21 protein-coding genes are annotated in these 25512 nt (G+C 70.7%); 11 read left to right on the forward strand and 10 right to left on the reverse strand.

The annotated features are described in order from the left end of the window. Positions 1–64: 64 nt before the first annotated feature. The 4 genes from UA75_RS04385 (at position 65) to UA75_RS04400 (ending at position 4662) form a co-directional block, all read left to right on the forward strand. Entirely contained in the window at positions 65–364 is a 300-nt protein-coding gene (locus UA75_RS04385; protein ID WP_075739103.1) for a 4a-hydroxytetrahydrobiopterin dehydratase, read from the forward strand. Positions 365–785: 421 nt separating this feature from the next. After that, a complete protein-coding gene (locus UA75_RS04390; RefSeq protein ID WP_075743390.1) occupies positions 786–1886 on the forward strand; it encodes a thiamine ABC transporter substrate binding subunit in 1101 nt (366 codons plus the stop codon). Between the two features lie 23 nt (positions 1887–1909). Continuing rightward, complete coding sequence (locus UA75_RS04395; protein ID WP_083690617.1) at positions 1910–3592, forward strand: ABC transporter permease; 1683 nt, start codon at positions 1910–1912, stop codon at positions 3590–3592. After that, a complete protein-coding gene (locus UA75_RS04400) occupies positions 3592–4662 on the forward strand; it encodes an ABC transporter ATP-binding protein (protein ID WP_075739105.1) in 1071 nt (356 codons plus the stop codon). Before UA75_RS04395 ends, UA75_RS04400 begins: the two co-directional genes overlap by 1 nt. A gap of 73 nt (positions 4663–4735) precedes the next feature. On the opposite strand, the gene UA75_RS04405 is transcribed toward UA75_RS04400, so the two are convergent. Both UA75_RS04405 and UA75_RS33695 read right to left on the reverse strand, forming a co-directional pair. Next, on the reverse strand, positions 4736–6100 hold the full coding sequence (locus tag UA75_RS04405) for a helix-turn-helix transcriptional regulator (protein ID WP_075743392.1): 1365 nt from the start codon (positions 6098–6100) through the stop codon (positions 4736–4738). Positions 6101–6567: 467 nt separating this feature from the next. Beyond that, positions 6568–6930: a hypothetical protein gene (locus tag UA75_RS33695; RefSeq protein WP_075739107.1), complete on the reverse strand. Its 363-nt coding sequence runs from the start codon at positions 6928–6930 to the stop codon at positions 6568–6570. Between the two features lie 21 nt (positions 6931–6951). Here UA75_RS33695 and UA75_RS04415 point away from each other — a divergent pair, with 21 nt between their 5' ends. After that, the gene (locus tag UA75_RS04415) at positions 6952–7863 is read left to right on the forward strand and encodes a glycosyltransferase family 4 protein (RefSeq protein WP_075739109.1); all 912 of its coding nucleotides are present in this window, start codon (positions 6952–6954) and stop codon (positions 7861–7863) included. Here the strand turns inward: UA75_RS04415 and UA75_RS04420 are convergent. The 3 genes from UA75_RS04420 to UA75_RS04430 all read right to left on the reverse strand — a co-directional run bounded on the left by UA75_RS04420 (position 7851) and on the right by UA75_RS04430 (position 11448). Then, positions 7851–8294, reverse strand: a complete 444-nt coding sequence (locus UA75_RS04420) for an NUDIX hydrolase (RefSeq protein WP_198044220.1) — start codon at positions 8292–8294, stop codon at positions 7851–7853. The genes UA75_RS04415 and UA75_RS04420 overlap by 13 nt on opposite strands. Positions 8295–8574: 280 nt before the next feature. Next, a complete protein-coding gene (locus UA75_RS04425) occupies positions 8575–9765 on the reverse strand; it encodes a cytochrome P450 (protein ID WP_075739111.1) in 1191 nt (396 codons plus the stop codon). A gap of 69 nt (positions 9766–9834) precedes the next feature. Further along, positions 9835–11448 carry a DHA2 family efflux MFS transporter permease subunit gene (locus UA75_RS04430; RefSeq protein WP_198044221.1) on the reverse strand — a complete coding sequence of 538 codons (1614 nt, stop codon included), beginning with the start codon at positions 11446–11448 and terminating at the stop codon, positions 9835–9837. A gap of 112 nt (positions 11449–11560) precedes the next feature. Here UA75_RS04430 and UA75_RS04435 point away from each other — a divergent pair, with 112 nt between their 5' ends. Continuing rightward, entirely contained in the window at positions 11561–12082 is a 522-nt protein-coding gene (locus UA75_RS04435) for a MarR family winged helix-turn-helix transcriptional regulator (protein WP_075739113.1), read from the forward strand. Between the two features lie 602 nt (positions 12083–12684). Here the strand turns inward: UA75_RS04435 and UA75_RS31540 are convergent. The 5 genes from UA75_RS31540 to UA75_RS04455 form a co-directional block, all read right to left on the reverse strand. Then, on the reverse strand, positions 12685–12978 hold the full coding sequence (locus UA75_RS31540; protein ID WP_083690621.1) for a hypothetical protein: 294 nt from the start codon (positions 12976–12978) through the stop codon (positions 12685–12687). Positions 12979–12980: 2 nt separating this feature from the next. Further along, complete coding sequence (locus UA75_RS31545; protein ID WP_083690622.1) at positions 12981–13637, reverse strand: FAD-dependent monooxygenase; 657 nt, start codon at positions 13635–13637, stop codon at positions 12981–12983. A gap of 290 nt (positions 13638–13927) precedes the next feature. Beyond that, positions 13928–14800, reverse strand: coding sequence for an ABC transporter permease subunit (locus UA75_RS04445; RefSeq protein ID WP_083682914.1), 873 nt, complete (start codon positions 14798–14800; stop codon positions 13928–13930). Then, positions 14797–15801: an ABC transporter ATP-binding protein gene (locus UA75_RS04450; RefSeq protein WP_075739115.1), complete on the reverse strand. Its 1005-nt coding sequence runs from the start codon at positions 15799–15801 to the stop codon at positions 14797–14799. The genes UA75_RS04445 and UA75_RS04450 overlap by 4 nt, the downstream gene beginning before the upstream one ends. Next, a complete protein-coding gene (locus UA75_RS04455) occupies positions 15798–16943 on the reverse strand; it encodes a LolA family protein (protein ID WP_075739117.1) in 1146 nt (381 codons plus the stop codon). The genes UA75_RS04450 and UA75_RS04455 overlap by 4 nt, the downstream gene beginning before the upstream one ends. Positions 16944–17333: 390 nt before the next feature. Here UA75_RS04455 and UA75_RS04460 point away from each other — a divergent pair, with 390 nt between their 5' ends. The 5 genes from UA75_RS04460 to UA75_RS04480 all read left to right on the forward strand — a co-directional run bounded on the left by UA75_RS04460 (position 17334) and on the right by UA75_RS04480 (position 25509). Next, positions 17334–18068: a response regulator transcription factor gene (locus UA75_RS04460; RefSeq protein WP_075739119.1), complete on the forward strand. Its 735-nt coding sequence runs from the start codon at positions 17334–17336 to the stop codon at positions 18066–18068. Further along, a complete protein-coding gene (locus UA75_RS04465) occupies positions 18065–19399 on the forward strand; it encodes a sensor histidine kinase (RefSeq protein WP_075739121.1) in 1335 nt (444 codons plus the stop codon). Before UA75_RS04460 ends, UA75_RS04465 begins: the two co-directional genes overlap by 4 nt. Positions 19400–20028: 629 nt before the next feature. After that, complete coding sequence (locus tag UA75_RS34325; protein WP_075739123.1) at positions 20029–21141, forward strand: NUDIX domain-containing protein; 1113 nt, start codon at positions 20029–20031, stop codon at positions 21139–21141. A 304-nt stretch (positions 21142–21445) separates the two neighbouring features. After that, positions 21446–23359 carry a translational GTPase TypA gene (gene typA / locus UA75_RS04475; RefSeq protein WP_075739125.1) on the forward strand — a complete coding sequence of 638 codons (1914 nt, stop codon included), beginning with the start codon at positions 21446–21448 and terminating at the stop codon, positions 23357–23359. Positions 23360–23556: 197 nt separating this feature from the next. Next, positions 23557–25509 carry an ABC transporter family substrate-binding protein gene (locus tag UA75_RS04480; RefSeq protein ID WP_232237627.1) on the forward strand — a complete coding sequence of 651 codons (1953 nt, stop codon included), beginning with the start codon at positions 23557–23559 and terminating at the stop codon, positions 25507–25509. Positions 25510–25512 lie beyond the last annotated feature (3 nt).

Here is a 25512-nt window from a genome sequence, read left to right on the forward strand (position 1 = left end):
GCCGGACCCGGTCGAGGGTGACGGACGAGTTGCGCGGGAGCGGCAGGCGGACTCCCATTAGGGCATGGCTGACCTGTTGAGTGACGACGAGATCGACAAGGCCCTCACCCACCTGGCCGACTGGCGGCGCGACGGCACGGAACTGGTTCGACGAGTCGACCTGCCGTCCTTCACCGAGGCCGTCGCGGTGGTGAACCGAGTGGCCGAGATCGCCGAGAGCGAAGACCATCATCCCGACATCGACATCCGCTACTCGACGTTGGTCTTCCGCCTGAGCACCCACTCCGCCGGGGGGATCACCCGGCTGGACGTCAACTTTGCGCAGGAGATCGACAACGTGGTGGACGTGGCCCGCGGTCAGTGAGCCCGCGTGCCGTCGGCGTCGGCACCTCGGCGGAGGGGGCGGCCTCCGCCGCGCGCGGCCTGCCTCCGTCTCGGGCCGCCTTCGCCGGTCCTCCGACGATCGGTGTCGCACCACCCGGACGGCCCCTCGCCGCCCGGGTTCGACGGCCCGCGTCTGACGAGTCGGAACGCCGCGTAACCTGGGCGATGCCACGGGAGTCCGGTGCGCCGGGCTGAGAGGAGGGCGTGACTCGACGTCGTCACGACTCGCAGATCGCGAGACGGGATGGAAGTCGGGTCGCAGACGAAGCCCTCGACCGTCCAGGGGTGGACGCGGTGGACCGCGCCCGCCCCCGCACCTGATCCGGATCATGCCGGCGCAGGGAGGTGCCCTCGTGACGGGTGGACGGCCGGCGTCCGCGAACCGTCATGAGGAGGACTTCGTGTCAGGAAAGGTCCGTCGCGTCGCCATCGCGACCGCGACGTCGGCGCTCGCCGTGTCGGTCGTCGCGAGCTGCTCCCTGGTGGGCGGCGGCTCCGACCGGGGTCCCGACGACCCGACGACCCGCCGCGTCGTCCTGGTCACCCACGACTCCTTCGCCTACGACGAGTCCGTCGTCGCCGAGTTCGAGGAGTCCAGCGGCATCGAGCTGGACATCCGGCAGAGCGGCGACGCCGGGGAGCTGACCAACACGCTGGTGCTCAGCCGGGACAACCCGATCGGCGACGTCGTGTTCGGCGTCGACTCCACCTTCGCCTCCCGCGCGATCAACGAGGGCGTCTTCGAGCCCTACCGCAGTCCGGAGGCGGCGGCGGGCGCCGACCGATACCGGGTCGCAGGCGCCGAGGACTCGGAGAACGCCGACGTCCTCAGCGCCGTCGACGTCGGCGACGTGTGCCTCAACGTCGACGTGGAATGGTTCGCCGATCCCGCCAACGGCCCCGTCGAGGCTCCGACGGGCTTCGACGACCTCGTCGATCCCCGCTACCGCGATCTCACGGTGGTGCCGGACCCCGCGACGTCCTCGCCCGGCCTGGCCTTCCAGCTGGCGACCATCGAGCACTACGGCGAGGACGGCTGGGCCGACTACTGGGCCGAGCTGCGCGACAACGGCGTGCAGGTCACCGGCGGCTGGACCGAGGCCTACACCCAGGAATTCTCGGGGTCGAGCGGCGCGGGCCCCCGCCCGATCGTCGTGTCCTACGCGTCCTCGCCCGCCGCCGAGATCGGCGAGGACGGCGAGCCGCGCACCACCGCGCTGCTGGACACCTGCTACCGCCAGGTCGAGTACGCCGGGGTGCTGGCCGGGGCCGCCGAGCCGGACGGGGCTCGCGAGGTGATCGACTTCCTGCTGTCGGAGCCGTTCCAGTCGCAGGTCGCCGAGTACATGTACGTCTATCCGGTGCGGGAGGACGTGGTGCTGCCGGAATCGTGGGAGAGCGCCGCACCACTGCCTGCGGACTCCGCGACGCTGCCTGCCGACCAGGTGGACGCCAACCGCGCGGACTGGGTGGAGGAGTGGCGCACGATCGTGCTCGGCTGAGTCGATCGCGCTGACCCCCTGCCATGAAGCAGACCTCGAAGGCGACAGATCCGCGCGTGAGTCCGGCCACGAGCCTCGGCACGGCAGCTGGCCCGCCGAGCCGACGACACGGCCGGTCCCGGCGGCTCGGCCTGCTCGCCGCCGCCGCCCTTCCCGTGGGCTTCCTGCTGTTCTTCTTCGCCTGGCCGGTCGTGGCGATCCTGCTGCGCGGCCTCGGCGAGGGCGGGCTCGCCGAGACCCTGTTCGACGTCCGGACCTGGCGGATCGTCGGCTTCACCCTGGGACAGGCCGCCGCCGCCACCCTGGTGGCCGTGCTGGCCGGGCTGCCGTTGGCCTACCTGCTGTCCCGGCTCGACGTGCCGGGACGCGGGCTGATCCGGGTACTGGTGACGGTGCCCTTCGTGCTCCCGACCGTCGTGGTCGGCATCGCCTTCCGGGCGCTGCTCGGCGACGGCTCGCTGGTGGCGATCGTGCTCGCCAACGCCTTCTTCAACGTCGCCGTCGTGGTGCGGACGGTCGGCGGGCTCTGGTCGCACCTCGACCGTCGGGCCGAGGACGCGGCGAGGGCGCTGGGTGCCTCGCGGCTGCGGGCCTTCACCTCGGTGACGTTGCCTGCGCTGCGACCGGCGCTCGGCTCGGCGGCGGCGGTGGTGTTCCTGTTCTGTTCGACCAGCTTCGGCGTGGTCCTGGTGCTCGGCGGTGCTCGATTCCGCACCCTGGAGACGGAGATCTACCTCCGCACGGTGCAGCTGCTCGACCTGCCTGGCGCGGCGGCGTTGTCGTTGATCCAGCTCGCGGCGGTCGTCGCCGCGCTGGCGGCGGGCGCGGCGGCCCGGCGCCGCCGGGAGACGGCCCTGCGCCTCCGGCCCGCCGCCGACACGCTGCGCAGGCCGCGCGGCGGCGACTGGCTGGTCGTCGGCGCCGCGCTGTCGGTGCTGATCGGGCTGTTGATCCCGGTGGTGACGCTGGTGATCCGGTCGCTGTCGACCTCGGAGGGATTCGGGTTCGCGGGCTACCGGGCACTGGCAGGCGAACCTGCCGACGGCGTACTCGCGGTGTCCGCCCTGGACGCCGCCATGAACTCGCTGCGGGCCGCGACCGACGCCACGATGCTCGCGATGGTCTTCGGAGTGCTGGCGTCGATCGTGCTGGCCAGGACACGGCGTCGCGGGCTCGCCCAGCTGCTGGACGGCCTGCTGATGCTCCCGCTGGGCGTCTCGGCGGTGACCGTCGGATTCGGCTATCTGATCACGCTCGGCTCGCTGCCCGACGAGCTGCGCGGCTCGTCGGTGCTGGTGCCCTTCGTGCAGGCCCTGGTGATCACGCCGCTGGTGATCCGCATGCTGCTGCCGGTGCTGCGCGCGGTGGACGAACGACTGCGGCAGGCCGCCGCCTCGCTGGGGGCCTCGCCGTGGCGGGTCTGGCGGGAGGTGGACCTGCCCATGGCGGCTCGGTCGTTGATCGCCTCGGCGGCGTTCGGCTTCGTGGTGGCGCTGGGCGAGTTCGGCGCGACGAGCTTCCTGGTGCGCGCGGAGACGATGACGCTGCCGGTGGCGGTGGCGCGCCTGATCTCGCGGCCGGGTGAGCTGAACACGATGACCGCCTACGCGGCCTGCACGCTGTTGATCCTGGTCACGGCCGCGATGGTGGCGATCGTGGAGCGGATTCGCATCGCGGGCGGCCCGAACGCCTTGGGAGAGTTCTGATGTCTCTGGGACTGCGCGGCCTGTCCGTGCACTACGGCTCGACGGTCGCGGTGTCCGAGGTGGACCTGACGGTGGCCGACGGCGAGGTGGTGGCGCTGCTCGGGCCGTCCGGCTGCGGCAAGTCGACGCTGCTGCGGGCGGTGGCGGGGCTGGAACAGCCCGCCTCGGGCGTGGTGTGCTGGGACGATCGGGACCTGGCGGACGTGCCGGTGCATCGCCGAGGCTTCGGACTGGTCTTCCAGGACGGCCAGCTCTTCCCGCATCGCGACGTGGCGGGCAACGTCGCCTTCGGGCTGCGGATGGCGCGCATCGACCGCGAGGCTCGGGCGGACCGGGTGACGGAGCTGCTCGGGCTGATCGGCCTGGCCGGATACGAGGCCAGGGCGGTGGCCAGCCTGTCCGGCGGCGAACAGCAGCGGGTGGCTTTGGCGCGGGCGCTGGCTCCGCAGCCTCGGCTGCTGCTGCTCGACGAACCGCTGTCCGCGCTCGATCGCGTGCTGCGGGAGCAGCTCGCGATCGATCTCGCGGCCCTGTTGCGCACCACTTCGACCACGACGCTCGTCGTGACGCACGACCATGACGAGGCCTTCACCCTGGCCGACCGGGTCGCCGTGATGGACGAGGGCAGACTGCTCCAGATCGGTCCGCCCGACGAGGTCTGGCGCAGTCCTGCCTCGCCCGCCGTCGCCGCGTTCCTCGGCTGCACGACGCTGCTGCCCGCCGAGATCAGCGCGGGCGTGGCGCGCTGCACACTCGGCGCGGTGAGATTGCCCGGCGGAGGAGACCAACCCGCCGGGGACGTGCTGCTCGGCCTGCGGTCGACGGCCCTGGCCGTCGACGCGGCGGGGGAGCTGACCGGCACGGTCGTGCAGCGGGTGCACCGCCATGACCATGTCCGCCTGCTGGTGGAGCTGCCTGCGGCTTACCGAGGCGGTGGTCTGGTCGGTGCCGACGGCGACGGCCGCGTCGAGGCGGTGGCGCAGGTCGCCGACGCCCCGTCGCCCGGCGACCGGGTGCGGCTCGCGTTGCGGGCGGAGGGCGTCGCGGTGGTGGCGGGGGTGTCAGTCTGATCTGTCGGTAGCCCTGTTCCCGAGATACAGCGCCTGATGGAGGTCTCCACTACGACGAGTCTTTGAGGTCACCTCACGCCGCGCTACGCAGGAGTCCGATCTCATGGGCAAGCTGGTCGGTGTCGCTGGTGGAATGTCGGCGCGCTTGCACGTGAAGGGGCTCGAGGTGATCGAGGATGCGGGTCGAGCGCAGATCGCGGACCACATCGAGTGCATCGGCGCCGATCCGGGTTCCGTTGGGCAGGTCGCCCTCGGCGAGAGTGCAGGTGGCCAGCCAGGCCAGGTTGAACGCGCGCTGTCGCGCCCGGCTGGCTGGTGCCTCGGTGAGCGCCTGGTCGAGGCGGATGATGGCGTCGTGGCGGTGTTTCGAGTTGGTGCGGCCGAGCGTACTGAGGACGCGAGCGACGTTGGTGTCCAGCGCCCCTCGATCGAAGAAGCTGACGAACTCGGGATTGTCATCGGCATCGACATGGGCGTACTCGTCTTCGGCCCGCCGGAGCGCGGCAAGAGCTTGGCGTTGATCGGCGAGGTGGGCGTAAGCGAGTCCGGCGTCGGCGTGCAGGAGCGCGAGCGCGGCGGCGGACCTGGAATCCTGTGCGGCGATCTGGCCGAGTTGGAACAGCTTCAGCGCTTCGGCGGGGTCGCCGTTGTCCAGTGGCACACGGCCGAGATGGTGCAGGACGATGGCGGTGTGGGCGTGGTTGTCGGCGTCGCGGGTATGTCGGACGGCCTGTGCGAGGTAGCCACGTGCCTCGTGAGCGAGCCCGAGGTCGTGCGCGGTCCAGCCTGCCAACGTCTTCAGATCGGCTACGGCGGAAAGCAGCGCGGGCCGGACACGATCGGAAGCGGCTGCTGACAGCAGCGATTCAGCCCACTGCATCTGCGCCAAGACGGCATCGCGGCATGATCCGCCGCCATGTGAGGCGTCGTAGGTGCGCAGTGCGCTCGTAAGAGCCTTGAGCTGGGTGACCTCGGTGGCTCCGACCCGCCGGGGCGCGGGGGTCAGTTCCGGGGACACGGTGAGTAGATCGACTTCGGCCGTCGTCAGTGTGGCACCGACGACGAGTTTGCTGACCACACCGAGGAATGTCCTGCGTTCCATCGGGTCATCGTCCTTCTCGATCACCGCTGCTGTCGATGCTGCCAACAGACGGGTCACAGCGTCGGTATACGCCAGGCCCATGTATCCGCGAGGGATGCCGAAGCCTTCGGCGATCCGGACGAGAAGGTCGTACGCCTGAACCTGCCTGCCGCCTGCGATCTCGGAAACGTCGGATTGGCTTTGCCCGGTGAGTTGGGCGATGCGGCGTTGCGCGATTCCGGCACCGCCGAGCAGGCGATAGACAGTGCTGATGTCGTGGCGGGCCAAAGCGGTTCGGATCTGCGGGCGCTCCCACAGACTCGGATCGATCGGCTCGTCGGCGGGCAGGACGTTCATCACGGCCTCCACTGGTGCTGGCTGCGGCTTCACGGTAGCGAGCAGCCACGGTGAATGCAGACACCTATCGGGCAAACCGATCGGCCTGACCGGTCACCGCGAGCCCAGCGAAGCCAAACACGTGCGCCTCTCGCGCGAACTAGGACTAGTCCTGCATGGTCAGAAGGCCCCAGCTTGATTGGTTCACATGGGGGCGGTCTCCCGAGGACAGGAGGTGAACAACCGTGATCAGTTCGATCTTGCGGGTCACCTCGCCAGACGCGGCTTCGACGATCTGGTGGAAATCGTTGCCGCGTGCAGCTGAGGTGGTCAATGCCTTCGACCAGGTACCGACCGGTCACGGCCAGCACTCCGAGCTCGCGACTGACCGCTCCCGCGGTAGAGGCTCCTGAAACGGGCGGATGGCATTGACGCCCAGCCCGGCGCTGTCCCGTCAGTGACTGCCACCAGCCTGAATCCGCCTGGTGTCACCTGAGAACGGAGTTCGTATGACCAGCACGCTCGCTCGCCCACTCCCGAACGTTGTCCTGCCCGAGGAATCGCAGACGACCGGAGACGTGGGCCCAGTAGGAGCGACGTTCCAGCAGGTCGGGGTCCGCAGCGGTGTAGGCGTAGGCCAGCGCGGAGAGCCAGTCCCGATCGCAGAACACCGGGCTGTGGCAGCGGGCAGTCTGGACCTGATGGTGTTTGCGCAGCCAGTTGGCCTGGTGACCGGCGTCGTCGTCGACGGGCGGGTGCGCCTCGATCGGCACAACGGCACCGGTCGTGGTGGTGTATTCGCCGATCACCAGGTGGTTCTCGGCCGCCAAGGCGGTGGCAGCACCCGCCACGTCCTGCCGACTGCCGACCCCGTGCTCATCCTGGCGTTGGACGCCCCGTTCCTAGGGATCCCGCCGCTGCTTGCGCCGGAGACGCTTCCGAACCTGGTGCTGGTGCCGCGTTCCACCGCCCGCATCCACGCCCCGACCGATCGCGAGCGCATCGCCTGGGAGTCCTACGGGTTGCTCACCGCAGCCGAACACGGCAGCACCATTGCCACGATCTCCCAGTTCATGCATACCCACCTCGGGCGCGAATACCACATCCCCGACCACGCGCTTCGCGGACTGCCGGATGGGCTCAGCCCCTCGGACTGGCAGCTCAGCCTGCCCGCTGATCTTCCGGAACCGGCGTCGGCCGGATTCTTGTTCTCGATGGGCCGCGCCGTGCCCTACAAGGGATTCGATGACCTTCTCGACGCACTCACCGTTCTGCGCGCACAAGGCACCGCAGTCCCACACCTGGTGCTCGCTGCGGTCACCGACCATCCCGAACCCGGCGACTACCAACACCAGCTCGCCCGCACCATCGCCCGGCGGTGTCTGGACGTCACCCTGCTCACCCGGTTCGATCCCGACATCCGCTGCATGCTCGTTCACCCGGCCCTCGCCGCAGTGGTGGTGCCTTCGCGCGCTGAACCCTTCGGCCGTGTGCCTCTGGAGTCCTATGCCGCCGGAGCCGCTCCGGTCATAGCCACCACCGCTGGAGGGTTGGCCGAGCAAGTCGTCGACGGACGCACCGGATTCTCCGCCGCACCGAACAATCCAGTAAGCCTGGCCGCCGCCATCCGGCGTGGGCTTGCGCTCACTCCGGCCGGCCGCGACCGGATGCGTGATCGGGGCCGTCAATTCGCTGCGGCACACCATGACCACCCGCAGGCCGTCCGGATCTTCCTCGGACAGGTCGCACCGTGGCTCACCACGTCCGTCAGTCAGTCCACGTAGGACGCGGGCGCGGTCGGGTAGTAGACCGGGAGTCCCCACCAGTGCGCGGCGATCCGCGCTGCGGCCTGTGCCTGTGCTTGTCCCGACCGGCCCCACCTCAACAGACCGGGTGCCGTGTCTAGCGAGGTCATCAACCGGCCGAACAACCGACCACCATCAGGATCGGGGTGACGTGGACGGAACTCGCCGATCCGGCCGACGGCACGCACCAATGCACGCCAGTGGCCGTTGCGCTGCACCTGTTCATAGCCGAGGAAGACCACATCGCACACCGTGACCTGGGATTCTTCCAGTGCCTCGCGCACGAGCGTGGCCACCGGGTCCGCATCGGCAAGCTCGGGGGAACCGCCGGGCAGATTAAATCCGTCCCCGGTTTCCTGCACCAGCACTCGGCCCACATCGTCCAGCAGCCAACCGTAGACCTGTGCCACCGGCAATCCGCCTGGAACCGGCTTCGGACACCATGCGAAGTCGCGCTCGGCGATCGCTGCCATGACTGCCGATCGTAGCCACCGATCCGCAGCCCAGCGCCGAGCCTCGCCGATCGACCCGGTGGACTCGCTGCGTACCACCTGCACCACCACGCTGGCGGTGACGCACGACCACGATGGTGCCCTCATCTTGGCCGATCGAGTTGCCGTGATGCACGAGGGCAGGCTGATTCAGATCGGCCGCCCGATGAGGTCTGACGCAACCCATCCCGACGGCCGCTCAGCCGGTCAGCACGACCGGGAGGACGACGAGTCGGTTTCCCTGAATCCCGCCCGGGCCCGACTGCCGGAGTCCGCCGTGCGGGACGGTGAGCCGGGCCCGAGGGAAGTCCTCCCGAAGCACCGTGGCCACCGCGCGCAGTTCGAGCAGCGCGAGCTGCGCCCCGATGCAGAAGTGGGCGCCCGCACCGAAGGTGAGGTCCGGGCCGGGGGAGCGAGCCGGATCGGTGTCGATGCCCTGGATGTCGATGAGCACGGGTGCCCTGGCGGGCAGGCGCACACCCGCGAGTTCGATCTCCGTCGTGGTGAACCTCCAGAGGGTGAAGGGCGCTGGCGGGTTCCGCCGCAGCGTCTCGTGGACCAGCTCGTCGACGGAGCCCGGCCCCGAGACGAGGACGTTCTCGTTCGGCCCGGCACCGGGGTCGCCGCGCTCGCCGAGCAGCCGCGCGATCAGGAAGCCGATGGAGGCGTCGGTGGTGAGCTGACCGGCGAAGATCAACCCGAACAGGTGGTAGTGCAGCTCCTGCGGCGTCGTGCCCGCAGGCATTCGATCGCGCAGTTCGGCGGCGAGGCCCCTCCCGCCGTCCTGGAGTCCGGCGGCGGCGAGACCGGCGATCGCCGCGATGGCCTCCTGCTGCGCGTCCGGCTCGTCGTCGAGCATCCGTCGGCAGGCGTCGATGGCCTCGTCGAGGCGATCGAGCGGGATGCCGAGCAGGTCGAGCAGGACGGTGAGGGGATAGCGGATGGTGAAGTCCGCCATCAGATCGACCACCGCGCCGTGCGCGGCGATCCCGGTGAGCAGCTGTCTGGCGATGGCGTGAATCCGGGGGGACTGTTCGCCGATCCTGCGGGCGCTGAAGAGCGGAGCGTGGGCGCGGCGCAGCCGAGCGTGCTCGGGACCGTCCAGGGTGGTGAGGGAGGGCTGCTCTGCGGCGGTCTGCTCGAGCCCGGCGGTCATTCGATCCCAGTACAGGGGTGCCATCGCGGGGTCCTTGACGATCTGGGGATGAGCACAGACTTCCCTGGCCAGGGCCTCCTCGGTCACGATCCACGCCGGGCCGCCTGCGGGGGCGGTGACCTGGACGATCGGCCCGGCCTGGCGCAACGCGGTGCGCACCGGGTCGGGCGCGGTGATGCTGCGCGTGGTCGGAGTGAACGGTGCGATGTGGTCGCGATCCGGGACGGCGGTCATGGTGTCTCTCCCTCGGGGCGATGCGGGGTCGGGTGCAGCGGTCTCGTCGAGACGAGGTGACGGGCGAGATCAGGACCGGGCTCGGTCGGCGGGCCGGCCGGCCTCCCTCGGCCTCGGCATGGTCGCGGCGGGGATGAGCGTGGTGGCCACCAGACCGAGTACGAGCAGACCGACGGCGAGGTGGCTGACTACGGAGACGCCCCGGGACATCGCCGCGTCGGCGGCCTGGGCGACCGCGACGGTGTCCGGGTCGGCGGCCAGGCGCGCGATCACCGCACCCGCGCTGTCGGTGACCTGGGCGGCGAACTGATCGGACTCGCCGGGCGGTGTCCCGGCGGCGGTCAGGCGACGGTGTAGGTCGCCGCTGAGGGTGCTGAAGAACGCGGTGGTCAGCGCCGCGATGCCGAGGGCGGAGCCCAGCTCGCGCGCGGCGCTCGACACGGCGGAGCCCTGGTTGGCGCTGCGGGCGGGCACGTCGGCGAGGACGACGTTGGTGACCTGGGCGGTGGCGAAGCCGACGCCGACGCCGTAGACGAACAGCGATGCCGCGATCACCCACCACGAGCTGTCGGTGGCGGCCGTCCAGCCCAACACGGCGAGCCCCGCGATCTCCAGGGCCAGCCCGAGACGGACGAGCCCCAGCGGTGAGACGGCGGACATCCCGAACGCAGCACCGCTGGCCACGAGACTCCCCACGGCCAGCGGCAGGAGGGCTAGGCCTGCCTGGAGCGCGCTGTAGTCGAGGGTGAACTGAAGCCACAGCGGCAGCACCGCCACGATCCCGAACTCGCCCATGCTGATGATCAGCGCGGCGATGCTGCCGTTGCGAAACGAGCTGATCGAGAACAGCCGTGCGTCCATCAGCGGCTGTCGGGTGCCTGCCCGGCCGAGGGCGAGCTGCCGCCGCACGAAGGGGACCAGGGCCGCCGTCGCCGTCAGCAGCGCCACCAGGACCGGGGACGGCCCGCGATCCCAGGTCAGCCCCGCGACCGTCAACGGTGTGACGGTGGTGAACCAGCCGTAGACGCGACCCTCGACGAGGGCGAAGGCCAACAGGCCGAGCCCGATGATCGACAGCACTGCGCCGGGGACGTCGATGCGACCCCGGCTGCGCGGTGACGGCGGAAGGAACGCGCGGACGCCGAGCACGATCAGCACCCCGAGCGGGATGTTGATGCCGAACGCCCATCGCCAGGAGATCTCGGCGAGAAGGCCGCCCAGCAGCGGACCGAGCGCTGCGGCCGCTCCGATCGTCGATCCCCACACTGCGAAGGCCCGCCCTCGGTCCCGACCGGTGAAGGCGGCGTTCATCAAGGCCAGCGACGTCGGCAGGATCAGTGACGCCGCCGTGCCCTGAAGAACTCGCGCCGTCAGCAGCGCCTCGCCCCCGGGTGCGAGTGCCGCGAGCACACTCGCCGCGCTGAACGCCGTGACGCCGACGAGGAAGACCCGCCGGGCGCCCACCAGGTCCGCGATGCGGCCGACCAGCAGCAACAGCGCGGCGAAGACGATGACATAGGACTCCTGGATCCACTGGACGTCGCTCGAGCCGATGCCGAGGTCGTCGATGATCGACGGGACGATCACCGTGACGATCGTGGTGTCGACCACGATCAACGCCACCCCGAGAGTGACCGCGATCAAGCCGAGCCAACGATGCATCGGCGGGTGCTGGGCGGTCATATTTCCCCTTCGCCATGAAGTAACTTCACCATGAAGGTAAATCCGAGGACGGTAGATTGTCAACGCGCGCAGTCGGGTGTGGACGGCGGCAAAACGGGAGGCGGAACGGCGGATGACAGCGGGACCACGGCCGGAGGACGTCGGCGCGCACTCCGCCCGGCTCATGGACGGGCTGCGGGCCTTCGGCGCCAACTACACGGAGTTCACCGGCCGATTCGCCACCTGGCTGGGGCTGCACTCGACCGACGCCACCGCACTCGTCGAGATCCTCTACGCCGAGGACAAGGGCACGCCGTTGTCGCCGAGCCAGGTCGGCGAGCGGCTCGCGCTGACCTCGGGCGCCACGACGAACCTGCTCAACCGCCTGGAGCGGCTCGGCCACATCGTCCGCACCAGGGAACACGCCGACCGGCGCATCGTGACCCTGCGCAGCAGCTCACGCATCGAGGGACCCGCCCGCGAGTTCTTCGCCGCCCTGAGCAGCAGGCTCGACAGCCTGGTCGCCCAGTACCCGCCCGAGCAGCTCGACGAGTTCGACGGCTTCCTCCGCCGCCTCCGCGACACGATGAACGACCTGCTCGCCGAGCCCGTTCCGCCGAGGACTCCCGGCGAGGGCGAGGTGGAGGGGTCTTAGAGCCTGTTTTTGATCCCCCTCCGTCGTGAGCGGGGATCAGCGTGGATGAGCTGCAAGGCGGAGGAAGGAGGCATAACGGAGTTATGTTGACTGACGACAACGCCGCAGATCGCCGCGCTGGCCCCGCGCAACAGGAAAGCGGGGATCAAGAACAGGCTCTTAGGGTGAGTGGGGTCGTCGGCTCCGTCAGCGGGTACGACCGTGGGCGGTGCGCCTGCGATGGGGGTCGTAGTCGCGAGACCTGATCGGGGACACAGCGAACGCCCATGAACGTCGAGAGATCCGCGAGGGTCGCTGCCCGATGGCCCGATCCTTCAGCGGCGACCGCGTCTCCTAGGTGGAGGTCCGCACCGCGTACTCCTTCACCTGCCCGAACAGCCGGAGCAGTTCGGTAGGTGCTGCGGTGAGGAGTCGGCTGCGTAGTCCGGTGGGTGCTAGCGCCAGGAGACGAAATCTCTGCCGCAGCACCCAACGCCCGAATCGACCAGGTCCGAGTTGGCTGTGTAATAGCGCCGGGCCGATCCCCTGCCACCTGCCGACGACGTCGCGCATCTCCTGCTCGTATCGGGCGAAGCCCAGCCGGTGATCACCGCCCGCAGCGGCTAGTTCGCCTGCCAGGACGTGCCCCCCATGATCGCCAACGTCGCCCCGCAGCTGACGGCGCCGCCGGTCGCGTAGCCCGCGTCGCCGACCAGGGTCGTCCGCCCGCGCGACCAGGTGTCCATCCGCACCTGACTGACGGCGCCGAAGCGGAACGCTTCGGCGCCCGCAAGATGATCGAGCACCTTGGCTGTCTCCTCGTCCGCATCGGCGAAGGCGGCGTGGATCAGCCGTCGCTGGTCAGCGGGGTCTCGGAGGTCCGACTCCGGCTGCTCGTCTGCCAGGAAGACGGCCACCGTCAGTGCTCGACCGGAATCGTCGCGGGGATATCCGATGACCGAACGGCCGGGCGAGTGCTGCATCGAGAGACGGTCGACCGCGCGCGATTCGTCCAGATGCCTGATGACGCATTGATACGCGCCGAGATGGCGTTCGTGCCGGGCGCTCGCGCCGAAAGCCAGCTCCCGCACCTTGGAAGTCCGTCGGCGCCGATGACCAGGTGGAACTCGCGTGGGTCGCTGCGGTCGAAGGTGACGTGAACCCCGTCGGAGTGTTCTTCGAGGTGTTGGATCGAGTCGTCGAAGAGGTGCTCGACGTCTGGTGTGGATCGTCGATGCAGGATCTCGACCAGGTCGTCCCGCATGATCTCGATGTGTCGATCGGAGCTGCCACCCGTGATGGCCGTGATATCGACATCGATCGCACGGCCCTTCGGACCGAGGTGGGAGATCGTCTTGATCGCGGTGCGCGCCTGCCACACCGAGCCGAGTACACCGAGGTCGTGGAGGACGTCGACGGCGGGGCCGTAGATGTCTGCCTCGACGCCCGGAACTCCCGGTGCGGGCATCCGGTCGACGACGGTCGGATTGAATCCGTGCCGTCTCAGCATGCAGGCCAGGACCGGCCCTGCGATACCCGCGCCGGAGCTCAGGATGTCGGTATTCGTGGGTGCCATGCCTGGTGCTCCCTCAGCGCCGCGCATCTTCGGATCTTTCACCGAAAAGGTGAATTGTGCGTCGATGCGCGGGAACGACCGCAGCCGGGATCCCCCTGTGAACGCCTCCGTCTCTTGTCTGCCCGGATTCCCGCCTGCCTCGGCGACCGACCCCCGACGACCGGTCGCCGAACCCCGGCGTGGCTGCCCGATCACGAAGAACCACAGCCGGAGTTGCTCGCAGGTCCCCCCGGACGATCTGCGGGCACAGCACACGCCCGTCCCCGACGGGGCTCGCTCGATTCGGCCTCTCAGTAGTCCTTGGAGTTCATTCGCCACACCGTCAGCGAGAGGCCGATCAGGATGTAGCAGCCTGCCCGCCAGAGACTCGTGGTCAGGTCTGTGAAATCCATCGGATCTTCGATGACCGTGAGCTGTGCAGGCATCCAGCGATGGGTGAGGACCGCCGGATGCAACCACTCCAACGACGGAAACCCGGTGACGAGCTGGAAACCGATGAACCCGCCCATCACGCTGGCCGTCACGACGATCGGTCGTTCGGTCGCCGAGGACACGGCCAGCGCGATGGCGCCCACCGCGAAGACCTGGATCGTCGCCCAGCCTGCGATCAGCGCGATCCGCAGCAGCGATTCCCCGAGACCGACCGTGGCGCCGGAATCGGTGATCATCGCGTCCCCGCCTAGAAGCAGGATGCCCACGATCAGGCCGACCACGACGACCACAGCCACTGACAGCGCGCTGAAGACGAAGAGGCTGATCGTCTTGACCAGGACCAGCCTGCCCCGGCTCACCGGTGCCAGCAGCAGCCCCCGCAGGGTGCCCGCAGCGGCCTCGCCCGCGAAGCTGTCCGCCGCGATCACGCTGATCAGCAGTGGTAGCAGCAGCGCGAGCGACATGGTCAGCGCCATCACGCTGAGCAGCGCGCCGCTGCCGCTCACCGCCTCCATCAGGAAGTCGCCGCCGGGCTCGTTGCGCGACAGAACCGTCGCCACGCCCATTAGCACCGGGATCAGTGCGAGCAGGCCGAGTGCGACCAGCGTGCGCGGCCTGCGGAGCATCAGACGCAGCTCGGCGGCGAGCAGCCTGCCGAAGGGCGCGGCGGCGCGACCTGTCGCGACGGGGAGCGCGCTGGTCAGTGGTCGAATTGTCCCGGTGGCACTCATCCGGTCGGCTCCTCGCTGTCCGATTCCGTGACCAGGGCGAAGAAGTCCTCCAGCCCGGTGCGGTGGGGACGCGCCTCGTAGATCGCGATGTCGGCCCGCGCCAGCGTCGCGATCACGACGGGGGCGGTGACGTCGATGAGTTCGGCGCGCAGCCCGTCGCCCTCGCTGCGGGCGGGGATGCCTGCGGCACGCAGAGTCTCGACGCCGCGCTCGGCGTCGGGTGTCGTCACGAGCAGTGTCGCGGTGCTCGCGGCCAGCAGCTCGTCCAGGCCGCCCTGCGCCACCAGAACACCGCGATTGAGGACGGCGACGTGCGTGCAGGTCGCCTCGATCTCGGCGAGCAGGTGCGAGGAGACGATCACGGTGGTGCCCGCCTGGTGCAGTTCGGCGATCACCTGTCGGATCTCCCGGGTGCCCGCCGGGTCGAGCCCGTTGGTGGGTTCGTCGAGCACGACCAGGCTGCGCGGCACCAGCAGCGCCGCCGCGAGCCCCAGCCGCTGCTTCATCCCGAGCGAGTAACCCCGGTAGGCCCGATCGGCCGCATCGGTGAGCCCGACCCGCTCGATGGCCTCCGTGACCGCCTGCCGCGTGTGCCGCGTCTCGATCAGCGGCTCCGCCGCCGCAGCTCGGCGCAGGTTGTCCCGCCCGGAGAGGTGCGAGTGGAAGCCGGGACCCTCGACCATCGCCCCGACCGTCGGGAGAACCTGACCAGTCTCCTCGGGCATCGCGTGACCGAACAGTTCGACGGTGCCCTCGGTGGGGCGGATCAGGCCGAGCAGCATCCGGATGGTCGTCGTCTTGCCCGAGCCGTTCGGACCCAACATGCCCAGCACCGAACCCGCCGGGACGTCCAGGTCGACCCGATCGACCGCCACCGTGCGGCCGTAGGTCTTGCGCAGGCCTCGGGTGCGGGCCGCCCACCGGGTGCCCTCGGCGTGGTCGGTCGGCGCGGGGGTGGAGCCGGCCGAAGCCGACTCCACCGAGAGGTCCGAGGACGTCACCGGGTCTCCTCAAGCGCCTCGGTGAGCACCTGCGCGGGAACGGCACCGGCGGCGATCCGACCGTCGTCGGTGACGATCGCGGTGATCACTGCGGTGCTGAAGAGCTGACCCTCGCCCCACTCGCCGCTGACCGGCTCGCTGAGGCCCTCGGGCAGCTGCTCGAAGTCGATGTCCTGGCCTGCCGCGCCCTCGGCCTGATCGAGCTGGAACACCAGGACGGAGTCCCAACCGTCGCCGAAGACCTCCCACTCGGTCGCGGCCCCGGTGTCTGCGGGGTCGGTGGCTGCGGGGTCGGACTCCTCGACGGCGTCGAGCTCGGCCGGGTCGTCCGAGTGCGGCTCGAGCTCATCGAGGTCCTGCACTGTGGCGCCCTCGGGCGGCTGGAAGGTGAAGTCCTCGGGGTCCTGCTCGCCGAACTCGACGTCGGTGAAGCCGAGCTCCAGGACCGAGTCGTCCGATCCGTTGCCCAGCACGGTGACCCGCAGCGGCACCCGCGTCTCCGAGTCGACCGCCACCCGCACCTCGCGCAGCAGCGTGCGCTCCTCGGGGCTCGGGGCCAGCGCCAGCTCATAGGCGTCGCGGCCAGCGACCGAGGCGGTGCCGTCGACGGTGACGCTGCTGATCTCGCGCAGCTGCTCCACGGCGGAGCGCGCCACGGCCGTCGGGTCCTCCGGCACGACCTGGTGGCCCTCCGGATCGGGCACGCCCGCCATGCCCTCCGACGACTCGGACGTCATGGAGCTCTTCACGACCGTCTGCTGGTCGGCGTTCCATTCCCAGAGGGTCTCGCCGTCGTGGACCGTCGTCGTCGTCCCCCTGCCGGTGCCCATGATCATCCGGAAGCGCTCGCCGCCGTCGCTGGCGATCTGCGCCTGAGTGCCGGAGAGCGACTCGAGCCCGTCCATGGCCCCGCCTGCCAGCCCACCCACCGAGGGCAGCCCCAGGTTGTTCTCCAGGGCCACCGTGCCGGCGAACGCCGGGGTCTCGGCGGTGAGCATCGACTCGACCAATGCCTCGGGCGAGATCTCGGGGAGCGAGGGTGCCTGGTCGGCGCCTGCGGGCATCGCCAGCCAGAACAGACCGGCCGTCCCGGCCAGCACGCCGGTCGCGGCCGCTCCTGCAGTCATCTTCCGTTTCTGCATCAGTTCCTCCTGAGCTGTCCTCGACGCTGTCGTCGTGGTGCCATCAGCCTGGACGGCGCTGCCTGAGAAGGCGCTGAGACGAGCAGTCCACCGGCGGCCGTCGAGATGCGACGGCGACCAGAACGACGGTATCACCGCAGGTCAGTGCAGGTCTTATGTGATGAGTGTCGTGCTGAGAGTCCGCTGAGGGAACTGGATCACCTCGCCGCCTCGTGACGTCGATCGATGCCGTCGTCTCCAGGTATCGGAGCCGGCCGTTCTCAGCAGTCGAGTCCGCCCGGCACAGCGGCACCGCCGCCGGGACCGGGCCTCGGCGGACCGGAGATCCTTCGCTGAGGATGAGCTGAGAGGAGCACGGCCGCGCCTGCCCGAGGGTGCATTCTGAGAGACGTGCAACCACGTGTGCTCGTAGCCGATGACGAACCCGGTGTTCGCCGGGCACTGGAGCGAGGCCTCGGCGCGGAGGGGATGGACATCGTCACCGCAGGCACCGGCCCGCAGGCGCTCCGGCTGGCCCAGACGGGTTCGTTCGACGCGGTGCTGCTGGACATCATGCTGCCGGGCCTCTCCGGCTATCGGGTGCTCGAGCGGCTCCGCGCCGCCGGGATCGCGACGCCCGTCATCCTCGTCTCGGCCAAGGACGGCGAGGTGGACCAGGCGGACGGACTCGACCTCGGTGCCGACGGGTACGTGGTGAAGCCCTTCTCCTTCCTGGTCCTGCTCGCCCAGCTCCGCGCGGTGTTACGGCGGGCGGGCACGCGGACGGAGGAGACGGTGATCAGCGTCAGTCACCTGCGGCTCGACACCGCGACCCGGCGGGTCAGCTGGCAGGACAGCGAGGTCTCGTTGAGTCCTCGGGAGTACGAGGTGCTCACGGTGCTGCTGCGACGGGTGGGCTCGGTCGTCACCAAGGACGAGCTGCTTCAGGAGGTGTGGGGCGACTCGGAGGCGGTCACCCGCAACGTCGTCGAGGTCTACGTCGGCTACCTGCGACGCAAGCTCCAGGCCGTCGGTGCGCAGGAGGTGGTCCGCACCGTGCGCGGGCACGGCTACCTCGCCGACGAACCAGACTCGTCGCCCGGCGCCGCCCGACCGGAGCGCGGTGGCACCCCGCGCGGCCGATGAGGGTGTCCCCGCTGCGCGGCTGGTGGCGTCGACGCTCCCTGCCCGCCCGAATCACGATGATCACCAGCTCGGTGACCGCGCTGTTCCTGGCGTTGATCGTCGTGGGCAGCACGGCGGTGATCGGCCAGGTGGTCGTGCGGTCGGTCGATCCCGATCTCCAACAGGCCCTGCTCGCCGCGTCGAGTCGGGTCGGCGAGGGACTTTCCCCCGAACAGCCGAACAGCGTCACGAGCATCCGCGTCCTGGACACGGCGGGCACCCCGGTCGACGGACAGCCCGCCCCGCAGCTCTCCGCAGCTGAGCTGGAACGGCTGCGCAGCGGCGAACTCGTCCTCAACAGCACTTATGACCCCGCCCGACGGTGGACGGGCAACGTGGTGCCCACCCCCGACGGCACGCCGCGCCTGGTGCTGGCGGCCACCGACCTCGTCGGCTTCGCCGCGATGCTGCGATCCGGGCTGATCCTGGTCTCGGTGAGTGCCGTGCTGGCCGTGGCGGCGGTCGCCGTCGTCACGGTCTTGTCGGTCCGAGGCTCGCTGCGCTCGGTCCGTCGGATGCGCAACGCCTCCGTCGGCCTGCCGACCGGCGCCCGACTGCCGGTGCCGAACACGCGCGACGAGCTGAGCGCGCTCGCCGACTCCTTCAACGACCTGCTGGCCCGGCGCGACGAGGCGGTGGGCAGGCTTCGGCGCTTCACCGGGGACGCCGCCCACGAGCTGCGCTCGCCCGTCACGTCGATCCGGGCGCAGGCCGAGGTGGCGGTGCTGCATCCCGATCCGCAGCACTCCATGGAGGTGCTCGAAGAGGTCGTCCGAGAGACGGAACGCCTGACCATGCTCGTCGAGGACCTGCTCGCCCTGGCGCGCTCCGACGCGGGCGACGTCCGAGAGACCCGTGCCGTCGCGCTGCCGCAGATCGCCCGCCGGGTCACCGACCGCCATCGTGGCGGCCGGGTCCGGGTGGTGCTGTATGCCCCGGTTGCGGTGTCGGTGCTCGCCGATCCGGTCGAGGTCGATCGAGTGCTGGAGAACCTGGTGGCCAACGCGGTGCGCCATGCCAGGCTGCTGGTCCGGGTGACCGTCCTGCCCTTCGGGCGCTTCGGCAGGCTGCTGGTGGACGACGACGGGCCGGGCATCGAGGCCGAGCACCGCAGCCAGGTGTTCGATCGCTTCTACCGCCTGGAGGGCGACCGGGCGCGGGAGACCGGCGGGACGGGCCTCGGCCTGGCGCTGGTGTCCGAGGCCGTGAGCAGACGCGGCGGATCGGCCTCGGTGCACACCGCGCCAGAGGGCGGCGCCCGCTTCCAGGTGACCTGGCCCACGGCCATCTGATGAGCCGGGCGCCCGTATCGAGCGGGCAGGGGGAGCGCCGTCGCGGTCGCCGGGACGGCGCGAGACTCTGCGATCAAGTGACGTGGATCACGTGGTAGAGAATGACTTCCGCGTCTGACGAACCTGCACGTCAGCAAGTATCGGCCCCGCACACGCGGGGATGGACCGCCCGGCAGCCCGGCCCGGCCGAACAGCTCGCCATCGGCCCCGCACACGCGGGGATGGACCCCGGCCCATCTCGACACCGACGCCGCGAACGGCATCGGCCCCGCACACGCGGGGATGGACCGGCCACGCCTGCCGCGCCCGCCACTTCCGAGGAATCGGCCCCGCACGCGGGGATGGACCGCTCACGCGGCAGCGCGAGACGCTGGCGCGGCGATCGGCCCCGCACACGCGGGGATGGACCCGACGCGGCCTACGTCCCGCGCTACGTTGGCCCGTCGGCCCAGCAGCACCAACACGCACGGCTGAGCCCCACGGCACGGGCCTGTGCCCGCCTGGGAGCCATCCCGGCCGCACTCGGGTCCTCGCCGTGCGCCACGGCACGGTGGCGGCCAGGGGGCGGGCAGGCCGTACCGGGCCGGGCGCCCCCATCCGAGGCGCGGCGGTGGTGTAAGGATCGCGGGGTGCCGTTGCTGCGAACCTCCACGCTGATCGAGGCCGAGCCGCCCACCGTCGCCGCCGCCCTGCGGATGAATCTCGAGGCGGCACGCACCGAGGCCGCCGGGGTGCGCATCGAGACGGCGGGCGGGCGTGCCCTGCTGGGTGAGGGCGACCTGCTGAGCTTCGACGTCCCCACCTGGCTGGGGGCCCGCGTGCCGGTGCGGACCAGGCTGACCACGGTGCGGCCGACCGAGCTGCGGGCCGAGGCGGTGCCCGGGTCGCGGTGGCAGCTCGACCATCGGATCACCCTCGCGGTGACCGGGGCGGGCACGCTGCTCACCGAGTCGCTGCGCTGGTCCTGGACCGGTGGAGCGCTGGACGGGCTGCTCGACGCCGTCGCGGCCCGTCGAATGATCCTGCGCCTGTTCGCCGCCAGGGAGACTTCGGTCCGGGCGGTCGCCGGGCGCCTGCGGGACGCCGAGGTGGTCGTCGGCGCCGCGGTGCTGCGGGGCGCGACGGTGCTGGCCGCGCAGCGGGCGAAGCCGTCCTCGCTGGCCGGGCGCTGGGAGCTGCCGGGCGGCTCGGTCGAGTCGGGGGAGACGGAACAGGACGCCGTGAAACGGGAATGCCGGGAAGAACTGGGCGTGCGGGTTCGGGTGGGCGCCCGGATCGGCCCCGACCTGCCGCTGCGGGACGGGAGGGTGCTGCGGATCTACCTCGCCCAGCTCGAGAAGGGGCAGGCTCCCGCGCCCGACCGGGCGAAGTACGACGGAGCAGGCTCGGACGGCCCCGGCGTGGTCGTGCCAGGACCGGCCGGGCCGGGCGACGGCGGCCAGGGGCCTGCGGGCTCGACCCCCGTCGCCGCCGACCCGGCACAGTCCGAACCCGGTGACCTCGCCGCGACCCGTCCGCCCGCCGGCTCCCGCCCGCCGGACGATGGCGCCGGGGGTGCCGCCGCCCGTCCCGAGGCCGCGGAACCGGAGGCCCGCGAGCACCGGGAGCTTCGGTGGCTGCCCGCCGACCGGCTCGGCGAGGTCGACTGGCTGCCCGCCGACCTGGACGTCCTGCCCGACCTGGGGCGACTGCTCACTGAGCGTGCCGCACGACGTCGCACGAAAGAGGGAATTCCGCGCTGAGGAACCACGCCGCGACCCGGCCGGGAGCGGTCGGAGCACGGCAGGCGAGCCGGGGTCCGCCGTCCGGGGCGCGGCCCGTCCGGCGGCGGTGACCGGCGGATTTCGCGGCGGCGTGACCAAGCAGGCAGCGGGCCGGTCGCCTGGGCGCGGTAGTCTGTGCTAGGCCGCGAGTGCGCATCGCCGGCGGCCGCAGAACCATCTAGCGAGTCAGCAGCGACTCACAGCCGAGTCGTCGAGACTCACAGCCGAGTCGTCGAGACTCACAGCCCTTCTCCACCCCCAGCAATTCATCAGGAGCTTCCGCGTGCCCGCCTCCAGCGTCGCCACCGCCGAGCTGACCAGGACCGATCTTCGTAACATCGCCATCGTGGCCCACGTCGACCACGGCAAGACCACGCTGGTCGACGCGATGCTGCGTCAGTCGGGTGCCTTCTCCGACCGCGCCGAGCTCGTCGACCGAGTCATGGACTCGGGCGAACTCGAACGCGAGAAGGGCATCACGATCCTCGCGAAGAACACGGCGATCCGCCGGGAGACGCCGCAGGGTCCGGTGACCATCAACGTGGTCGACACCCCCGGCCACGCCGACTTCGGCGGCGAGGTCGAGCGCGGCCTGTCCATGGTCGACGGCGTCGTCCTCCTCGTCGACGCCAGCGAGGGACCGCTGCCGCAGACCCGGTTCGTGCTGCGCAAGACGCTGGCCGCCGGACTGCCCGTCGTCCTGGTCGTCAACAAGGTCGACCGCCCGGACGCCCGGATCGCCGAGGTGGTCGAGGAGACCCACGACCTGCTGCTCGACCTCGCAGGCGACCTCGACCAGGTCGATCTCGACCTCGACGCCCTGCTTGACCTCCCCGTCATCTACGCCTCGGCTCGCGCCGGTCGCGCCAGCCTGACGGCCCCGGAGGACGGCGGACTACCGGACAGCGAGGACCTCACTCCGCTGTTCGACGTGCTCATGGAGCACGTGCCCGCCCCCACCGGCGACCCGGACGCGCCGCTGCGCGCGCTGGTCACCAACCTGGACGCCTCGAACTTCCTCGGCCGGATCGCGCTGTGCCGGGTGCACGCGGGACGCATCCGCAAGGGCGCGACCGTCTCCTGGTGTCGTGAGGACGACACGGTGTCGCGGGTCAAGGTCACCGAGCTGCTGATGGCCAAGGCGTTGGACCGCGTTCCCGCCGAAGAGGCCGTCGCGGGCGACCTGGTCGCCATCGCGGGCATCCCGGACATCACCATCGGCGACACCCTCGCCGACCTGGAGGACCCGCAGCCGCTGCCCAGGATCACCGTCGACGAGCCCGCCATCTCGATGACCATCGGCGTGAACACCTCGCCGCTGGCCGGTCGCAACGGCGGCACCAAGCTCACCGCGCGGCTGCTGAAGAGCAGGCTCGACTCCGAACTGGTCGGCAATGTCAGCGTGCGGGTGCTGCCCACCGAGCGGCCGGACACCTGGGAGGTGCAGGGCCGAGGCGAGCTGGCCCTGGCCATCCTCGTCGAGCAGATGCGGCGGGAGGGCTTCGAGCTGACCGTCGGCAAGCCGCAGGTCGTCACGCGGATGATCGACGGCAAGCTGCACGAGCCGTTCGAGCGGCTCACCATCGACATCCCCGAGGAGTTCCTCGGCGCCCTGACCCAGCTCCTGGCCAACCGCAAGGGTCAGATGGAGCAGATGGGCGGCCACGGCAGCGGTCGGATGCGGCTCGACTACCTGATCCCGGCCCGAGGCCTGATCGGCTTCCGCACCGAGTTCCTCACCGAGACGCGCGGGACCGGCATCGCCAACCACGTCTTCCACGGCTACGAGCGCTGGGTCGGCGAGCTGCGCACCCGGCACAGCGGCTCCCTGGTTTCGGACCGGACCGGCGCGGTGACGGCGTACGCGATGATCCAGCTCGCCGACCGGGGAACCTTCTTCGTCGAGCCCGGCGTCGACGCCTACGAGGGCATGGTCGTGGGGGAGAGCCCCAGGGCAGAAGACCTGGACATCAACGTCACGCGCGAGAAGAAGCTCACCAACATGCGCTCCTCCTCCGGTGACGAGCTGGAGCGGCTGGCCAGGCCGCGCAAGCTCGGCTTGGAGGAGGCGCTGGAGTTCTGCTCCTCGGACGAGTGCGTCGAGGTCGCTCCGGAGGTCATCCGGGTGCGCAAGCTGATCCTCGACTCCACGCAGCGCGGTCGGGAGCGGGCCCGCAGCAAGGCCCGCGACGCCTGAGCAGAGCAACGCGCGGCGTCCTGGGACGTCCTCTCACAGAGTGCTCCGGCGGTGTCCTGGAACACTCCGGGCCTCTTCGAGGGTCCGGTCGGCGTCGGTCTGGCACCCTCGACATCGTTTCACGCCGGGGTTGCCTGCGGCGGCCCTCGCTCCGGACGGAGTGAAGGCCGCCCGGCTCTGATGAGGAGGTTCGCGCGGTGGCTCGTTCCGCAGGATTTCGCGGGGGTCGCGCCTGGCTCCTGCGACGGGGACGTGCCCTGTTCGCGCACCGCAGACCCGCACTCGTCCCGCACGGCGAGTTCCCGCTCGGCCCGGTACGGGCGTCGGTCCGCTCCACGAGGGCGGCACTGCCCATCCGGGCCCGAGCGGCGGCGCGGCCCGGCCTGCCCGCGTCGTGGCGAAGGCCGCCCGGCAGGGCGGGACTGACGTCGATCCTGTTGATCGGGCTGCTCACCGCCTGCACCACGCCGCCGCCCCCGCTGGTCGATCCGACCGAGGTGTCCGCCCTTCCCTCGGAGGAGATTCCCAGTGAGATCGTGATCGGGGTCGACAGCTTCTCCGGCGGCTTCAACCCGCACCGACTGGCCGACCTCTCCACGCCCACCACGGCACTCGCCAGCCTGCTGCTGCCCTCGGTCTTCCGACCGGGGCCCGACGGGCTGCCGAGACTCGACACCACGCTGATGAGCGGCGCCGAGGTCGTCGACTCCGCTCCCTTCACGGTGCGATACGACATCCGGCCGGACGCCTCCTGGTCCGACAGCGCTCCGATCGCCGCTGAGGACTTCGTCTATCTCTGGGAGCGGATGCGTTCCGAGCCCGGCGTGGTGGACGCGGCGGGCTATCGGCTCATCGAGGACATCATCCCCGGCGACGGCGGCAAGACGGTGGAGGTGATCTTCGACCAGCCCTATCCGGGATGGCAGTCGTTGTTCACCCATCTGCTGCCCGCACACCTCATCAAGGACGCCCCCGGCGGCTGGCAGCGGGCACTGGCGCAGCGATACCCGCTCTCCGGCGGCCCGTTCACGATGACGGCCTTCGACCGGGGGCGGGGCGAGATCGTGCTGGAGCGCAACGACCGGTACTGGGAGCAGCCGAGTGACGTGCTGCGGCTCGTCCTGCGGGAAAACAGTCATCCGGGCCTGACCGACTCCCTGGCCAGCGGAGACAACCAGCTTGCCGTGCTCGGCGCGGACGCGGTGGCGCTCAACATGATCGCCGAGGCCGAGGCGGAGCCGCCGCTGGAGACACGCAGCCTGCCGCGCACCGAGACGGCTCAGGTGCTGCTTCGGCCCGCGAGCCCGGTGCTGGCGGACGACGAGCTGCGTCAGGCGGTCGGCGCCGCGCTCGACCGGGACGCGCTGATCGCGATCGGCACGCGCAGCGGACCCTCGGCCGACCTGGTCGCGAACTCGCAGGTGCTGGCGCCGTCGGAGCCCGGTTACACCCCGACCCGGCCCAGGGGCTCGACGCTGGGTGCCGGGGACCCGACTCGGCTGCACGATCTGCTCGACGACGAGGGATACGCCGTCACCGACGGCTGGTGGGAGCGCGACGGCGAACGGCTTCGGCTGGTGGTCGCGGCGCCCGCCGATCAGGAGCCCTACAGCTCCCTCGCCGGGCACGTCGCACGCCAGCTACGCGATGTCGGAATCGAGGCCGAGGTCGTTCGACCCCCCTCAGCGGAGCTGTACGACGAGATGTTGCAGCAGGATGACGGGACCGTGTCGTCGCAGGACGGTGCCGACGAGGATTCGTCGACGGCCGACGAGGAGTCCGGCTCCGCGTCGGCGGACATCGCGGTGGTGCCGATGGGTCTCGGGGCCGATCCGGCCGCCACGCTGGCGACCCGGCTGGGCTGCCCGGTGCCGATCGAGGACTCGAATGCGCCGCCGCCCGTCAACCTCGCCGGGTTCTGCGACGAGGAGGTCGATTCGGTGCTCGACGCGGCCCTGACCGGCCGGATTCCGCTGGCAGAGGCCCGCGCGGAGCTGGAGCCGATCCTTTGGGACAGCGCCGTCGTCCTGCCGCTCTTCCAGCTCGCCGACACGGTCGTCTTCGGTTCCGGGATGAGTGGCGCCGAGACGTGGCGCCCCTATCTCGGACCGTTCGCGGGTGCCTCCCAATGGCAGCGGGACGGCAGCTGACCG

The organism is Actinoalloteichus sp. GBA129-24 (assembly GCF_001941645.1).
GTDB classification, from domain to species: domain Bacteria; phylum Actinomycetota; class Actinomycetes; order Mycobacteriales; family Pseudonocardiaceae; genus Actinoalloteichus_A; species Actinoalloteichus_A fjordicus.

Bases quoted from the DNA above. Each gene is read 5' to 3' on its own strand.
- UA75_RS04465 (WP_075739121.1), top strand. From the start codon at position 18,065: ATGAGGGTGTCCCCGCTGCGCGGCTGGTGGCGTCGACGCTCCCTGCCC.
- UA75_RS04445 (WP_083682914.1), bottom strand. From the start codon at position 14,800: ATGAGTGCCACCGGGACAATTCGACCACTGACCAGCGCGCTCCCCGTC.
- UA75_RS31545 (WP_083690622.1), bottom strand. From the start codon at position 13,637: ATGGCACCCACGAATACCGACATCCTGAGCTCCGGCGCGGGTATCGCA.
- UA75_RS04425 (WP_075739111.1), bottom strand. From the start codon at position 9,765: ATGACCGCCGTCCCGGATCGCGACCACATCGCACCGTTCACTCCGACC.
- UA75_RS04385 (WP_075739103.1), top strand. From the start codon at position 65: ATGGCTGACCTGTTGAGTGACGACGAGATCGACAAGGCCCTCACCCAC.
- UA75_RS04405 (WP_075743392.1), bottom strand. From the start codon at position 6,100: ATGAACGTCCTGCCCGCCGACGAGCCGATCGATCCGAGTCTGTGGGAG.
- UA75_RS04430 (WP_198044221.1), bottom strand. From the start codon at position 11,448: ATGACCGCCCAGCACCCGCCGATGCATCGTTGGCTCGGCTTGATCGCG.
- UA75_RS04455 (WP_075739117.1), bottom strand. From the start codon at position 16,943: ATGCAGAAACGGAAGATGACTGCAGGAGCGGCCGCGACCGGCGTGCTG.
- UA75_RS04400 (WP_075739105.1), top strand. From the start codon at position 3,592: ATGTCTCTGGGACTGCGCGGCCTGTCCGTGCACTACGGCTCGACGGTC.
- UA75_RS04395 (WP_083690617.1), top strand. From the start codon at position 1,910: ATGAAGCAGACCTCGAAGGCGACAGATCCGCGCGTGAGTCCGGCCACG.
- UA75_RS04435 (WP_075739113.1), top strand. From the start codon at position 11,561: ATGACAGCGGGACCACGGCCGGAGGACGTCGGCGCGCACTCCGCCCGG.